Source organism: Actomonas spartinae, assembly GCF_051209155.1.
In the GTDB taxonomy this organism is placed as follows: domain Bacteria; phylum Verrucomicrobiota; class Verrucomicrobiia; order Opitutales; family Opitutaceae; genus Actomonas.
Genome location: NZ_JBPJGB010000002.1, coordinates 1,144,409 through 1,157,830, shown reverse-complemented (window position 1 = coordinate 1,157,830; position 13,422 = coordinate 1,144,409). Strand labels below are relative to the sequence as shown.

Genomic DNA, 13,422 nt, shown 5'->3' with positions numbered 1-13,422 from the left:
GTGCAATCCCGGTTCGCGCAAGAACCGGTTCGAAGGCGAATTTTCCCGACCGGCAAGACGAGCCCCCGGGCCCGCCCCGCCGGAATCTCACTGCAAATCACGCATAGCCCAGCGCTTGCGCGACCGCATCATTCACGATCTCGCCGCCCCGGGTGTTCACGCCCTTCGCCAAACCCGGGTGGTTGGCCAGCGCCGCCTCGATGCCTTCCGCCACCATTTGCACGAGATAGGGCTCCGTCGCCTGCGTGAGCGCCACCGTCGAGGTGCGCCCAACCAGCGCCGGCATGTTGGGCACCGCATAGTGGACCACCCCATGCTTCTGGTAAGTCGGCTCGGTGTGCGAGGTCGGGCGGATCGTCTCAATGCAACCGCCCTGGTCGATCGCGATGTCCACGATCACACTGCCCGGGCGCATCTTTTTGACCATCTCCTTGGTCACGACCGTCGGCGCCTTGGCATTGGGCACCAGCACGGCGCCGATCAACAAATCGCAATCCGCCACCGCCAGCTCGATGTTGGCCGGATTGGCCACGAGGGTCACGAGTCCGCCGCGGTATTCCTCATCGAGCGTTTCCAGCTTGCGCAGGTCCAAATCAAGCACGGCGGTCCGTGCGCCCATGCCCATCGCCATGCGCACGGCGTGCGCGCCGGAGTTGCCCGCGCCGATCACCGCCACGCGGCCCGGCATGGTGCCGGGTATCCCTCCCAGCAATACACCCGAGCCGCCATTCTGCGACTGCAGCAAATAGGCGCCGGTCTGAATCGAAAGCCGGCCCGCGATGTGCGACATCGGCTTGAGCAACGGCAGGAATCCGCTCGGCGCCTCGACCGATTCGTAGGCGATGCCGAGGACCTTTTTCTTCACCAAGGCCGCCGCCAGATCGGGACAGGCCGCGAGGTGCAGGTAGGTGAACAACGTGAGGTCCGGGCGGAAGTATTTGAACTCGGCCGCCAGCGGTTCCTTCACCTTCACGATGAGGTCGACCGTGTGCCAAACCTTGGCCGCGGTGGTGACCACACGGGCCCCGGCCTTGCGGTAATGCTCGTCGGTGAAACCGGCGCGCCCGCCGGCCCCCTTCTCCACGTAAACCTCCGCGCCCAGGCCGATGACCCGGCGGCAAAGATTGGGGGTCATCGCGACCCGCGTTTCACCGATTTTGATTTCCTTCGGAACGCCAATTTTCATGCGCGCAGCATGCTCCTCGGCACGGCGGACTCAAGCCCGCCGCGCCAACGGTCATCACATTCGCGCCTCCCTTAGGCACCGACCGACTGCAAGGCATCGCGCTGCTGCTCCAACTCGGCCAGCCGCGGCTCGAGATCGTTGCGCACGGCGTTCTGGTTAAGCTTCCACACCCACCAGTCGAAGAGACCGGTTGGCAACAGCACCAAGGCGCCGATGATCCAGCGCGCCCAGTTCGGAAAATTCTCCGGGCCATAAAGGATGATCTGCAGCCCGAGCATGAACGAGCACAGCGCGAGCGGCAGGATATACCACCACAGCACATTGCGCAGCAGCCAGATCTGGTGCCGCACGGCGGCGGCGGCGCGCTCGATCTCAGCCGCCACGGTCTCGCCCTGCGGCGTGGCGCGGCGGTGCATAAAGAAGCGATCGAGCAGAAAGTAGGCGGCCACGCCCAACGGCAGGATCGCCGCCGTCCAGGCCGGCCAGGCCGTCGCGCCCTCGGCTTGGGCATCGAGCGCCACTTTACCAAACACCGCGGCGACGAGAAAACTCGCGCCAATCTCGCGCACGTCGCGCCAAAAGATTTGCCGCGAAAAGCTGCGACTGCCTTGCCGCACGGCGGCAAGCAGACGGGCATCCACGATGGGGCGGGACGCGGCGGCATCGGCCTGCCACGCGTTCTGCAGTTCTTCAAAGTTCATGACTAATCTCCTCCATTAATTTGCTCAGTTTTTTGCGGGCGCGCGTCAGGGCCACGCCCACGTGGTTTTCACTCATGCCGGTGACGTCGGCGATTTCGCGGTAGCTCAGGTCGTCGAGCGCGAGCACGACGAGCGAGCGGTCGGTCGACGGCAGTTGCCGCACCGCCCGCATGAGCGCCGCCATCAGATCGCGACGCGCATGCGACGAATCGGGACTGCGGTCATCGCTGGCCGCCGCCTCGACTGGCTCGGGCTGGGCCACCACCCGGGCCTCACGGCGACGGGTGGTGCGGCGCCAGGTGAGCGCGGTGTTAAGGCACACGCGGTAAATCCACGTGGAGACTTTGGCCTGCTCGCGAAACCGCGGCACCGAGCGCCACAGTTGCACCATCATTTCCTGGCGCAGCTCGTCTTCGTCGACGGGCTCGGGGGCGTAGGCGCGACTCAGCTGGTGCAGAATCGCGCCATGCTCCTCGAGCCAGGCGGCAAAGCGTTGTTCTTGGGGATCGGTGGAATGCATCGGTTCACCCCATGAGTGGCCGCCCGGCCGCAATGCCTTACAGCCAAACGCTAGATTTTTTCGCCGCGTTCGAGCCGCGCGTGGGCGGCGGACACCGCGAGGTATTTCTCCGCCCAGCCCTTGAGGCCCGCCTGCTCAGCTTCCGAAAGGGTCCGCAGAACCTTGCCCGGCGTGCCCACCACCATCGAACCGGGGGGAATGACGGTGCGTGGCGTCACCACCGCACCGGCCGCGACGAGGCTACGCGCGCCGATGACCGCGCCGTCGAGGATGGTCGCATTCATACCGATGAGGCATTCGTCCTCGATCGTGCAGGCGTGAATGATGGCGGCGTGGCCGACCGTCACCCAGTCGCCGATGATGGCATCGAGATCGTCGGCCAGATGCACGATGGCGTTGTCCTGAATGTTACTGCCCTCGCCCACCCGAATGCGCGCGATGTCACCGCGCAGCACCGCGCCGTAAAACACGCTGGAGCGCGGCCCGAGGACCACGTCACCCATCACGGAGGCATTGGGCGCCACCCAATTGGCGGCGGCGACATCGGGCGTCTTGGCGAGGTGTAGCTGCAAACGTTCTTCAACGGTCATACCAAGAATGGTTCTCGCCCCCCCCCGCCCAAACCGCAAGCTCACCGCCGACTCCAAATCCTTTCTTTTACAGGAGGGAACAGAGGCAAACAGAGCTCGCCGTCTTGCACCCCTTATTCGAAAAAGCCAGTTCGCTTACGGAAGTCGCGATCGCTGCTGCCATCGAAGTGCACCGGAACAAGGGCCCCGGGTTGAACGAAAGCATCTACGAATGGTGCCTGCTCAAGGAACTCGAACTTCGCGACCTTCCTGCGACCAACCAGAAACTGGTCCAAGTGGAATACAAGGGATTCATCAAAGAGGAACCGTTGCGATTTGACGTGTTGTTGGCCGATGCCCTGCTCATCGAGGCCAAGTCCGTCGAACACGTCCTTCCCATCCACAAGGCACAACTCCTGACCTACATGAAACTTTTGGACGTTCCCATCGGGCTGTTGATCAATTTCAACGTCACCAAGCTAACGCTCGGCGTATCCCGCCTCATCCTGCCGGGGGCCAATCGCTAGTCGCCTCTGTTTCCCTCCCTTTCCTCCTGTAAAACCCATCCACCTTATGGACACCTTGGTTCCTATTCTGCGCGGCTTGCTTGGTATGGCTGCGTTTACCGGCATTGCGTATGCCTTCAGCACCAACCGTCGCGCCATTGATTGGAAACTCGTGGGCACCGGCATGCTGCTGCAGGTCGTCGTCGCGGTGATCGTGCTGAAGGTCGGTTTCGTGCGCTCGCTTTTCGAAATCGCCAGCGCCTTCTTCGTGAAGGTCATCGACTTCACCAACGCCGGCACGAGCCTGGTCTTCGGGTGGATGACCAACATCGCCGGGGGCAACGTCGAGGGGCTGACCTTCACCCAAGGTGGTCCGGTGTTCGCCATCACGATCCTGCCCACCATCATCTTCTTCGCCGCGCTCACCGCCATGCTCTACTACCTGGGCGTGCTGCAGCGGGTCGTCTACGTCTTCGCCTGGCTCATGTCGAAGACCATGAAGCTCGGCGGGGCCGAGAGCATGTCGGCCTCGGCCAACATCTTCGTTGGCCAGACCGAGGCCCCCCTGCTCATCAAACCCTACCTCGACCGCATGACGCGGTCCGAGCTCATGGCCATCATGATTGGTGGCATGGCCACGATCGCGGGCGGTGTCATGGCAGTCTACATCGCCCTGCTCGGCGGCGATGACCCGGCGGCCCGGATCGCCTTTGCCACCCACCTGCTGACCAAGTCCGTGATCTCCGCGCCCTGCGCGCTGGTCATCGCCAAGATCCTGCTGCCGCAGGAAGAGGAAGTGGATTCCAACATCCAGATCCCGCGCGACAAGTTTGGCGCCAACATCCTCGACGCCATCTGCGCGGGCACCACCGATGGCGTGAAACTCGCCGTCAACGTCGGTGCCATGCTCATCGTCTTCACCGCCCTCGTCGCCATGTGCAATTACGTGCTCGGCGACATGATTGGCGAATGGACCGGACTCAACGGCCTCGTTGCCTCGATGACCGGCGGCGAATTCCAGACCTTCTCGATGGAGTTCGTGCTCGGCCTCATCGGCGCGCCCCTCGCCTGGCTCATGGGCATCGACAGCGGCCACCTGCTGGTCGCCGGCAACCTGCTGGGCCAGAAGACCGTGCTCAACGAGTTCGTCGCCTACTTCTCGATGAACACGCTCTACGCCAGCGGTGACCTGACCGATGAACGCACGCGCATCATCCTCACCTATGCGCTCTGCGGGTTCTCCAATCTCGTTTCCATCGGCATCCAAATCGGTGGCATCGGCGCCCTCGCCCCCGAACGCCGCCAGGATCTCGCCCAACTCGGTTGGCGCGCCCTGCTCGGCGGTTCGCTCGCCTGCTTCATTCCGGCTTCGATCGCCGGCATGCTGATCTGAGCCGGAAAATGCTTTCAGCGGCCGGCCGATCGCTGAAAGCTCCCCGCCATGCCCCGCCCCTTGATTGCCCTCGGCGTTCTGCTCATGACGCTCGCCGCCACCGCCGCCGCTGAAACCCTGCACCGCTCGGACGTTCGCATCCGCGATCCGTTCGTCCTGCCCGACCCCGAGGCCGGCGTTTATTACATCTACGGCACGACCACCTCCGGTATTTTCGACGCCGGCGTGGAGCGCAAAGCCATCATGGTCTACCGCACCAAGGACCTCGACCACTGGGAGGCCCCGGTGCCCGTCTTTGAGGTGCCGGAGAACCACTGGGGACGCGAAACCGCCTGGGCCCCCGAGGTGCACGTCTACAACGGCCGCTACTACCTCTTTGTTACGCTCACCAGCAAAGACACCCTGCCCACGCCCGAAGGTCGCCCGCAAAACGTGAAACGCGGCACCGAGGTCCTCGTGGCTGATTCGCCGATGGGCCCGTTTCAACCGATCGGGGACGGTCCGCAGACGCCGCACGATTGGATGGCGCTCGACGGCGGCCTCTTCGTCGAGGATGGCGTGCCCTACATGGTGTTCTGCCATGAGTGGGCGCAGATCGTCGACGGCTCCTTCGACCTCGTGCGCCTGACCGACGACCTGTCCGCTCCCGTGGGCGAACCCGAGCTGCTGTTCCACGCCTCCGCCGCGCCCTGGGTGCGTTGCCGCGGTGACATCGGTGAACTGTATCAAGGAAAGCGATACCACGCCTACGTGAGCGACGGCAACTGGTTCCACCGCTCCGAGACCGGCGAACTCCTCATGCTCTGGTCCAGCTACGGCCCGGAACGCTACGCCGTCGGCATCGCCCGCTCCGAGAGCGGCAAGGTCCGCGGGCCGTGGGTGCAACAGGAGGAACCCATCTGGGTCGACGACGGCGGCCACCCGATGCTGTTCCGCACCTTCGACGGTCGCCTGGCCATGGTCATCCACCAGCCCAATCGCAAGGTTGAGCGGGCCCGTTTCTTCGAGATGGAGGACCTCGGTCACACCCTGCGGATCAAGGAAGAGATCCAACCGTTCAACTAACTTGCCCATGCCTCGCCGCTCCAGTCGTCGGCCCCTCCGGGCCCACTTGCCCGGCGCGCCCAAACCGGAGGAACTCTTCCGTTGGCGCGGCACCGGCGTCTCCCGGGTCGAGGGTCTCGCCGACGCCGTGTTTGCCTTCACCGTGACCCTGCTCGTGGTCGCGCTCGAAGTGCCGCGCGACTACGAGGGCCTGTTTCGCGTCTTCGCCGGTTTCCCGGCCTTCGCGGCGACCTTCGCCATCCTCATGTGGTTCTGGTCGGTCCACTACCTCTTCTTTCGCCGCTACGGTCTGGAGGACACCCTCACCCGCTTTCTCAATATCCTGGTGCTCCTCTTTGTGGTGTTTCTCGCCTACCCCTTGAAGTTCATGTTCGCCAGCGCCTTCGGCGCCCTGCTCGGCATCGGCGATGGGGTCGTGGGCATCGACTCGCTCGAACAGCTGGCCAACATTTACATCATCTACGGCGGTGGTTTGGGACTCATTTGGCTCTTTTTCGCGCTGCTGCACTGGCACGCCTACCGGATGCGTGAGCGCCTGCGCCTGACCGCGTCCGAGGTGGTGCTCACCCTCGGCTCCCTGCGCGCCAACCTCATTAATATCGTCATCTGCATCAGCTCGATCCTGCTCGCCAGCACCCAGCGTTTCGACTGGCAACCCGGCGCCCTCTACGCGCTGTGTGGCCCGACCATGGCCTTCAACGGTTGGTGGCACGGCATGCGCGCCGCGCGCGCCCGACCGGCGCCGCGCCAGTCCGCCGTCTCAGCATGATTCATGCTGTCTCGGCAACCGCGCCCACCATGCAAATCCTCGTCGACGATCTCACCGGCTCCGATGTCATCGCGCTCCTGCAGGAGCACCTCGATGACATGCACCGCATCTCGCCGCCCGAAAGCATTCACGCACTTGACCTCTCGGGCCTGCGTCGACCGGAAATCACCTTCTGGTGCGCCCGCCGCGACGGCGCCCTGCTCGGTTGCGGCGCGCTCAAGACCCTCAACGCCACCCACGGTGAGGTGAAGTCGATGCGCACCGCCCGCGACCACCTGCGCCAAGGCGTGGCCGCCTTCATCCTCCGCCACATCATCGCCACCGCCCGCGCGCGCGGCCTGCACCGCCTGAGTCTGGAAACCGGTGCCCAACCTCCCTTCGAGCCCGCTCACCGCCTCTACGAACGCCACGGTTTTGTGCGTTGCGGCCCCTTCGCCGACTACCGCGAAGACCCCAACAGCGTGTTTATGACCCTGGCGCTAACGCAGCCGAGCTGACAGCGCCTCCGCCACCTCCGGCAACAGCACCCCTCCCTGCCGCGCCAAACGCTCGGCCATCACCCGATCGCCGGCGGCCAAGCGATCCTCGATCGCGGTCTCAAACCACCGCGCCAACGCCGTGCGCACATCCGGCACACCGGGCGACTGTTGATACGCCGCCTGCAACTGATCGAGCGCCGCCATCAGGTCGCCATCACCCATCGCAATCTGCGCACGGAGAATCCGCGCGCGCGGGAACGCCGGCTGGCGGCGCAACGCTTCATCAATCGCCGCTTCCGCCGCCGCACGATCGCCGGTCTGCAGATGCACCAGCGCCTGATTGAGCGCGGGATCGGCGTAGTTGGGCAACCACGACAGCGCGCGATCGAAGGCCGCCATCGCCTCGTCCCGACGCCCCTGCAAAACCAGCACCCGCCCCCGCGCGTTCTCCACCAGCGCCGACTCACCAAACCGCGCCAGCCCCGCCTCGGCCGCCGCCTGCGCCGCAGCTTGGCGCTGCAGAATCATCAGGGACTCGATCAGGCGCACAAACATCCCCTCCGAAGCGTCATCGAGTTTCACCCCCTCCTGCAGCACCGCCACCGCCTCGGCATGCGATCCGTTTTCGGCCAGGAGTTGCCCCATGAACTGGTATGCCGCCGAGGCGGCCGGAGCTCGCGCCATCGCCCGCTCAAAAAACCGCGCCGCCTCGGCCGGACGCCGCGCATGCTCCGCGTAGTTGCCCCACAGCACCAATCGATCCGCGTCATAACTTTCCGCATACAAAGCGCTCAGCCAGGGATCCGCCGCCTCGTAGGATTGTGACGCGCCCGCCGCCTGGCGCCGCACCCGCTCGGCCTCCGCGGCCGCGCCCTGCTGCTCCAGCAATCCGGCCAGGACCGTCGCCGCCGACCCAAAACCCGGCGCGTCCGCATACACCCCGCGTAGCCGCTCGATCGCCGCCTCCACCTGCCCTGCGCGCGCCTCCGCCTGGGCCAAGCCCAGTCTCCCCGGCAGGGAGTCCGGCACCATCGCCAGCGCGGCCGTGAAACTCGCATGCGCCGCCGCGACCTGACCGCGCTTCAACTGAAACTCGCCCGCCCGCAACCAGCCCTTCACGTAACCCGGGTCCAACGCCAGCGCCTGCAGCAGGACGGCCTGCGCCTCCTCTTCGTATCCCATGTTTCGATACGCGTCTGCCAAAAAGTAACGCGCCTGCGGGTCGCTGGCGTCCTGGGCCGCGACCAGCCGCCAGCCCACCGCCGCTTCCGCAAAAAATCCACTGGCGTGCAACAGCCCGGCATATTTGCGCAGGGCCGCGGGATCGCCTGTTCCAGCCACCGCCTGCTCACGGGTCCGCTCGGCCTCCGCGTAGAAAGCCGCCGGCAAACCGCCGCCACTCGGCGCCGGCGGAACCTCGGCGACCCACGCCGCCGGCGTGATCGCCGGCGATGGCGCGGCCGGACCGCAACCGGGGAGCAGCAGAAGGGCGCCACTCAACATGACGCCGGCAAGGATCCGGGGGCTGACCACGCTCATTTTTTCGTCCACAACAGCAGGCGGCTTTCACCGCCCCACGGCGGATACGCGTGCAGCGCGCCGGTCACCAGCTCCGGTATGCCATCACCGTCGAGATCGGCCGCCGCGACGCTGATGAGATGCGTCGGCGTGTGCGCGAGGACGACCGGGCTAAAGTGCTGCGCGCCGTCGTTGATCCATGCCATCAGCGACACCGCCCGCGGGTCATCCCAGTCATTAAACCCCGACGCGGTCACCACATCCAGATCGCGGTCACCATCGAGATCAACCGCCACCGGACTGAAGGCACCGGCGAAGGCGCCAATACGATGGTAGGTGAAGTTGCCGCGCACATTTTCCAGCCATTGCAGGCCATGCCACGGGCGGCTGCCCGGGCGCGCATAATCGAAAGCGTCACCGTTGGTCAGCAACAGGTCCGGATCGCCGTCGCGGTCGAGGTCGGCCACCGCGAGACCGCTCGAACCAAAGTCTTCGTTGGTCGAGCCCCAGACCGCCCGCTCGCGCGGGTTGCCGCCCACGTTGTCAAACACGCGCACCTCCTCCCATTCCTGTGAAAGCAGCAACGCGATGTCGGGCGCGCGGTCGCCGTCAAAGTCCGCCACCGGCGTGTGGATCGTGCCGGCCAGCGACAGCAGCCGCTCCGCACGATAGCTGCCATCCGCCATGCGCCGCAGCAGGTTGGCCTCACCGGTCGCATACCCAAACTGACCGACCACGAGATCGATGTCGCCGTCCCCATCGAAGTCGGTGCCCCGCACGTCCGTCACCCGCGCTACGTTCTCACGAATGATCCGCGTGGTGAAGTGCTGCGTGCCGTCGTTTTCCAACACCACCACCGCGCCGATCGCGTCGTTGTTGGGCAGGATCTGCCCCATGCTGGCCACCAACAGATCGAGATCCCCGTCCCGGTCGTAATCGCAGGCCGCCACATGCGCCGGCGCCTTGATCGTGCCGCCCACCTGCCGCTCCTCAAAATGCAGCGGCGCCACCTGGCGCAACCACCGCACCGAATCGCTCACCGCGTCACACGCCAACACATCGAGTGCACCGTCGCCATCGAGGTCGACGATCGCCACGTGCGCGATCCAAGGGCGCCCCTCCGCAGGCTCGCCGATCGCTTGCGGCTCAAACTGCAGCGCCGGATCCATCTCCGGTCGGGCCGTCCCCTCCCCCGGCACCGGTGGCACCGGCACGGTCGCCGAAATTGGCGCAGCTTGTTCCCGCCCCGCCGCGGTCTCAGTTGGCCGGCCGCAACCAGACCACAGGGCCCAGCTCAAGACCACGAACACACAGGGTTTAAACCAACTTTCCGACCTGACCATATCGACTTCAACGCGGCGAATTCACTCCCAAGCAAACGCACCGCTCCAGCAGCGCAAGCGCTTCTCTGGCGAGCGCCGACAGTATCAGATTTTCACCTCGTTCCGTTCGCCCTGCCTTAAGTTGGTCGCCGCCGTGCCGATCGCGTCTTGATGCTAGCAGAGGCCATCTCCGACGAACAAATCATCCACATTGCTGAAAAGCTCCCCTCCGCCCCGCGCCTCCTGGTCCAATTGGAGCAATTGCTGGAACGCCCCCGCTGCGACGTCGGCGACATTGCCGGCCTGCTCAACCAAGACCCCGCGCTCATCGCGCAGATCCTGCGCATGGCCAACAGCCCGGCCTACAGCCCCGCCGAAAAGATCGGCCACCTTGACCAAGCCCTCTCCATGATCGGTTTCGCGGAGGTGCACCGTCTGCTCGGCGCCATCGCCAGTCGCCAGATCGCCGAACAGCAGATGAGGCTCCACGCCGTGGCCGCCGATCAGCTGCGCCTCAATACCCTCTACGTCGCCGTGCTGATGGAGGAACTCGCCGACGCCGCCGAAGAAAATCCACGCCGCTGCTACACCGTCGGCATGCTGCGCACCCTCGGCATGATGGCGCTCGAACACCTCGCGCCCCCGGGCCACGGCATCCCCGCCTTCCCCGATTCGGGCCACCGCAAGGTCCTCGACTGGGAACGCGAAAACTGGGGCCTCACCCACGTCGAGGTCACCGAGAAGATTCTCCTGCACTGGAACTTCCCTCACGAAACCGTCCAGGCCATCCGCCACCACTGCGAGCCCGGCCGCCGCCACAACCCCGTTATCCACCTGCTCATGCTCGCCGCCACCGCCGCCGCCGACCGCTTCGGCGCGATCCCCGGCGAGGCCCCCTACTGGGATCCCGGTTTCAACACCCTCGCCAAGGCGGGGGTCGACACCCACCGCTACCGCATCGCCCGCGAGCGCGCCGCCCGCAAATTCGAGCGCCTCAAAATCGCCATCGGCTGATCCCCCGCCCGTCCGCGCCACCAGCCAAACCCTCCCGCCACTTGTCACGGCTGACGTGACAAGTGACGTTTCACCGCCGGCCCATCGGTGGAGCCATTTCGCTCTTCAATCTTCCGGCAAGCCGGTCCAACGTCGCGGCTTGGACATGACCCTTCCGTCACTTCCCGCGATCCTCGAACAACGCAACCTCAGCGCCGACGAACTCTCCGGTGCCGACGCCTCGGCGGCGAACCTGCGCGTCTTCGCGTGGATGCACCTCGCCCGCCGCGCCGACAACCGCATCCTCGAGCTCTTTCGCCAAGGCCTCATCAAAGGCACCGTTACCGGCGGCCAGGGCAACGAGGGCCTCATCGTGCCACTCGCCCTCCTGCTCGACAAAGCCAGCGACGTCATCTCCTTCACCCACCGCGACTTTGGCGGCCACCTCGTCTGGAGCGGACACCTCTGCGAGCACCTCAACCAATATTTCGCCAACGCCGCCTCCCCCACCCAGGCCCGCGAGGGCAACATCCACCACGGCGACCCGGCCAACCGCTCGCTGCCGATGATCTCCCATCTCGGCGCCATGCTCTCCAACGTCCTCGGCGCCACCGACGCCCAGCGCCGCGCCGGTCGCCCCGCCATCGGCGTCGCCCTCTTCGGTGACGGTGGCTCCTCCACCGGCGACATTCACGAGTCCCTCAACCTGGCCGCCCTGCTCTCCCTCTCCGTTCTCTTCGTCATCGAGAACAACCACTACGCCTACTCGACCCCCACGGCGGAGCAGTTCGCGCCCGGCACCGAGCTCTGGAAACGCGCCTCTGGCTACGGCATCGAGGGCCGTCACATCGACGCCACCGATCCCCTCGCCGCCGCCACCGCCTTTGCCGACGCTGTCGCCACCGTGCGCGACACCGGCCGCCCCCTGCTCGTCGAGGCCTCCACCCTGCGCCTGCGTGGCCACGCCGCCTACGATACCTGCGACTACCTCAAACCCGGCGAATCCGACGCCTTTTTCGCCGCCGATCCGCTGCCCAAACTCCGCGCCCAACTCGTCGCCGCCGGCCAGGCCGACGCCATCACCGCCCTCGAGACCGAACTCGATGCCTTCGTCGAGGCCTGCATCAAAGAGAGCCTCGCCGTCCCGCGTCCGACCGCCGACCTTGCCGCGCTCAAAGCCGACGTCTTTGCGCCCGCCGCCGCCCCCATCGCTTGGCAAGCCACGCCCGCCGAGGCCGCGCCGCTCAATTTCGCCCAGGCCCTCAACACCGCCCTGCGCAAGATCCTCACCGAGCGCCCCGAGTCCCTCGTGCTCGGCCAGGACATCGCCACCTACGGCGGCGCCTTCAAGGTGACCGACGGCCTGCTGGCCGACTTCGGGCGTAGTCGTGTTTTTAATACCCCGCTGGCCGAGAGCGCCTGCACCGGCTACGCCGTCGGCCTCGCCCTGGGCGGTCACCGCCCGATCGAGGAGTTTCAGTTCGCCGACTTCTGCACCGAGGCCGCCACCCAGATCACCCTCAACGCCGCGACCTATCACTTTCGTTCCGGCGCCAAGGTTCCGCTCGTGCTGCGCCTGCCCACCGGCGGCGGCCTCACCTTCGGCTCCTTCCACTCACAGGAACTCGACTCCTTCCTGCTCGCCATGCCCGGCCTCAAGGCGCTCTACCCCAGCACGCCGCAGGATGCCTTCAACGCGCTGCTCGCCGCCTACGAGGACGACAATCCGGTCCTGCTCTTCGAGCACAAAGCCCTCTACCGCGGCGCCAAGGCCGCCGTCGCTTTCGACGCCGACTACCGCTCGGTCTGGGCCCCCCGCCACGTCGCCGCCGGCGATTTCGCCACCGTCGTCACCTACGGCCAGATGGTCGGCCTCGCCGAGAAGGCCGCCGCGTATTTCCGCGACGAATACGAGCTCACCTTTGACCTCTGGGACCTGCGCGCGCTCAACCCGCTCAAACTCGACGCCATCAAGGCCTCGCTCGCCCGCACCCACCGCCTGATCGTGCTGCACGAAGGCCGCCGTAAACACGGCTTCGGCGCCGAACTCGTCGCGCAACTCACCGAGGAACACTTCTTCGACCTCGAAGCCCCGCCGCTGCGGATCGGCGCCCTCGACCTCCCGGTGCCCTTCGCCCCCGAACTCGAGGAAGCCTTCCGTCCCACCCTCGACAAAGTCACCACCGCCATCGCCGACTGGATCGGCTAAGTTTCTTTTCTTTCACAGAAGGCAACGAAGAGAACAAAGCAGATCCAACGGGGTTGTTTTACAGGAGGAAACAGAGGTAAACAGAGCCGCTCTTACGCCCGCGTCACGATGCACCTTCGTTATCTTCGTTCCCTTCTGTAAGAACAGATCCCGCCTCCTGCTCGACTCCGTTGCCCTCCGTTCTCTCCTGTA

13 protein-coding genes are annotated in these 13,422 nt (G+C 65.7%); 7 read left to right on the top strand and 6 right to left on the bottom strand.

The window, feature by feature from the left end:
- Window positions 1-97 precede the first annotated feature (97 nt).
- The 4 genes from ald to AC0MRV_RS12400 form a co-directional block, all read right to left on the bottom strand.
- A complete protein-coding gene (gene ald / locus AC0MRV_RS12415; protein ID WP_472764794.1) occupies window positions 98-1,186 on the bottom strand; it encodes an alanine dehydrogenase in 1,089 nt (362 codons plus the stop codon).
- 71 nt (window positions 1,187-1,257) lie between these two features.
- Complete coding sequence (locus AC0MRV_RS12410; protein ID WP_472764793.1) at window positions 1,258-1,887, bottom strand: hypothetical protein; 630 nt, start codon at window positions 1,885-1,887, stop codon at window positions 1,258-1,260.
- Window positions 1,877-2,407, bottom strand: coding sequence for an RNA polymerase sigma factor (locus AC0MRV_RS12405; protein WP_472764792.1), 531 nt, complete (start codon window positions 2,405-2,407; stop codon window positions 1,877-1,879). Before AC0MRV_RS12405 ends, AC0MRV_RS12410 begins: the two co-directional genes overlap by 11 nt.
- 50 nt (window positions 2,408-2,457) lie before the next feature.
- Entirely contained in the window at window positions 2,458-2,997 is a 540-nt protein-coding gene (locus tag AC0MRV_RS12400; RefSeq protein WP_472764791.1) for a gamma carbonic anhydrase family protein, read from the bottom strand.
- Window positions 2,998-3,101: 104 nt separating this feature from the next.
- Here AC0MRV_RS12400 and AC0MRV_RS12395 point away from each other — a divergent pair, with 104 nt between their 5' ends.
- Genes AC0MRV_RS12395 through AC0MRV_RS12375 form a run of 5 tightly spaced genes read left to right on the top strand, consistent with a single transcriptional unit; the run spans window position 3,102 to window position 7,206 of the window.
- Complete coding sequence (locus AC0MRV_RS12395) at window positions 3,102-3,503, top strand: GxxExxY protein (protein ID WP_472764790.1); 402 nt, start codon at window positions 3,102-3,104, stop codon at window positions 3,501-3,503.
- Between the two features lie 46 nt (window positions 3,504-3,549).
- Window positions 3,550-4,875 carry a NupC/NupG family nucleoside CNT transporter gene (locus AC0MRV_RS12390; RefSeq protein WP_472764789.1) on the top strand — a complete coding sequence of 442 codons (1,326 nt, stop codon included), beginning with the start codon at window positions 3,550-3,552 and terminating at the stop codon, window positions 4,873-4,875.
- Between the two features lie 48 nt (window positions 4,876-4,923).
- The gene (locus tag AC0MRV_RS12385; RefSeq protein ID WP_472764788.1) at window positions 4,924-5,940 is read left to right on the top strand and encodes a glycoside hydrolase family 43 protein; all 1,017 of its coding nucleotides are present in this window, start codon (window positions 4,924-4,926) and stop codon (window positions 5,938-5,940) included.
- Between the two features lie 7 nt (window positions 5,941-5,947).
- A complete protein-coding gene (locus AC0MRV_RS12380) occupies window positions 5,948-6,709 on the top strand; it encodes a TMEM175 family protein (RefSeq protein WP_472764787.1) in 762 nt (253 codons plus the stop codon).
- Window positions 6,710-6,738: 29 nt separating this feature from the next.
- Window positions 6,739-7,206, top strand: a complete 468-nt coding sequence (locus AC0MRV_RS12375) for a GNAT family N-acetyltransferase (RefSeq protein ID WP_472764786.1) — start codon at window positions 6,739-6,741, stop codon at window positions 7,204-7,206.
- On the opposite strand, the gene AC0MRV_RS12370 is transcribed toward AC0MRV_RS12375, so the two are convergent.
- Window positions 7,189-8,721, bottom strand: coding sequence for a tetratricopeptide repeat protein (locus tag AC0MRV_RS12370; protein ID WP_472764785.1), 1,533 nt, complete (start codon window positions 8,719-8,721; stop codon window positions 7,189-7,191). The genes AC0MRV_RS12375 and AC0MRV_RS12370 overlap by 18 nt on opposite strands.
- Before the next feature lie 2 nt (window positions 8,722-8,723).
- Window positions 8,724-9,920 carry an FG-GAP repeat domain-containing protein gene (locus AC0MRV_RS12365; RefSeq protein ID WP_472764784.1) on the bottom strand — a complete coding sequence of 399 codons (1,197 nt, stop codon included), beginning with the start codon at window positions 9,918-9,920 and terminating at the stop codon, window positions 8,724-8,726.
- A gap of 279 nt (window positions 9,921-10,199) precedes the next feature.
- Between AC0MRV_RS12365 and AC0MRV_RS12360 the strand changes: the two genes are divergently transcribed.
- Together AC0MRV_RS12360 and AC0MRV_RS12355 are read left to right on the top strand one after the other, a co-directional pair.
- Window positions 10,200-11,042 (top strand): HDOD domain-containing protein, encoded by an 843-nt coding sequence (locus tag AC0MRV_RS12360; protein ID WP_472764782.1) that lies wholly within the window; start codon window positions 10,200-10,202, stop codon window positions 11,040-11,042.
- 145 nt (window positions 11,043-11,187) lie between these two features.
- Window positions 11,188-13,230 carry a thiamine pyrophosphate-dependent enzyme gene (locus AC0MRV_RS12355; RefSeq protein ID WP_472764781.1) on the top strand — a complete coding sequence of 681 codons (2,043 nt, stop codon included), beginning with the start codon at window positions 11,188-11,190 and terminating at the stop codon, window positions 13,228-13,230.
- Window positions 13,231-13,422: the final 192 nt, after the last annotated feature.

What these genes read in the sequence shown, in the direction of transcription:
- ald (WP_472764794.1), bottom strand. Translation starts at nt 1,186, where the DNA reads ATGAAAATTGGCGTTCCGAAGGAAATCAAAATCGGTGAAACGCGGGTC.
- AC0MRV_RS12410 (WP_472764793.1), bottom strand. Translation starts at nt 1,887, where the DNA reads ATGAACTTTGAAGAACTGCAGAACGCGTGGCAGGCCGATGCCGCCGCG.
- AC0MRV_RS12405 (WP_472764792.1), bottom strand. Translation starts at nt 2,407, where the DNA reads ATGCATTCCACCGATCCCCAAGAACAACGCTTTGCCGCCTGGCTCGAG.
- AC0MRV_RS12400 (WP_472764791.1), bottom strand. Translation starts at nt 2,997, where the DNA reads ATGACCGTTGAAGAACGTTTGCAGCTACACCTCGCCAAGACGCCCGAT.
- AC0MRV_RS12390 (WP_472764789.1), top strand. Translation starts at nt 3,550, where the DNA reads ATGGACACCTTGGTTCCTATTCTGCGCGGCTTGCTTGGTATGGCTGCG.
- AC0MRV_RS12385 (WP_472764788.1), top strand. Translation starts at nt 4,924, where the DNA reads ATGCCCCGCCCCTTGATTGCCCTCGGCGTTCTGCTCATGACGCTCGCC.
- AC0MRV_RS12380 (WP_472764787.1), top strand. Translation starts at nt 5,948, where the DNA reads ATGCCTCGCCGCTCCAGTCGTCGGCCCCTCCGGGCCCACTTGCCCGGC.
- AC0MRV_RS12375 (WP_472764786.1), top strand. Translation starts at nt 6,739, where the DNA reads ATGCAAATCCTCGTCGACGATCTCACCGGCTCCGATGTCATCGCGCTC.
- AC0MRV_RS12360 (WP_472764782.1), top strand. Translation starts at nt 10,200, where the DNA reads ATGCTAGCAGAGGCCATCTCCGACGAACAAATCATCCACATTGCTGAA.
- AC0MRV_RS12355 (WP_472764781.1), top strand. Translation starts at nt 11,188, where the DNA reads ATGACCCTTCCGTCACTTCCCGCGATCCTCGAACAACGCAACCTCAGC.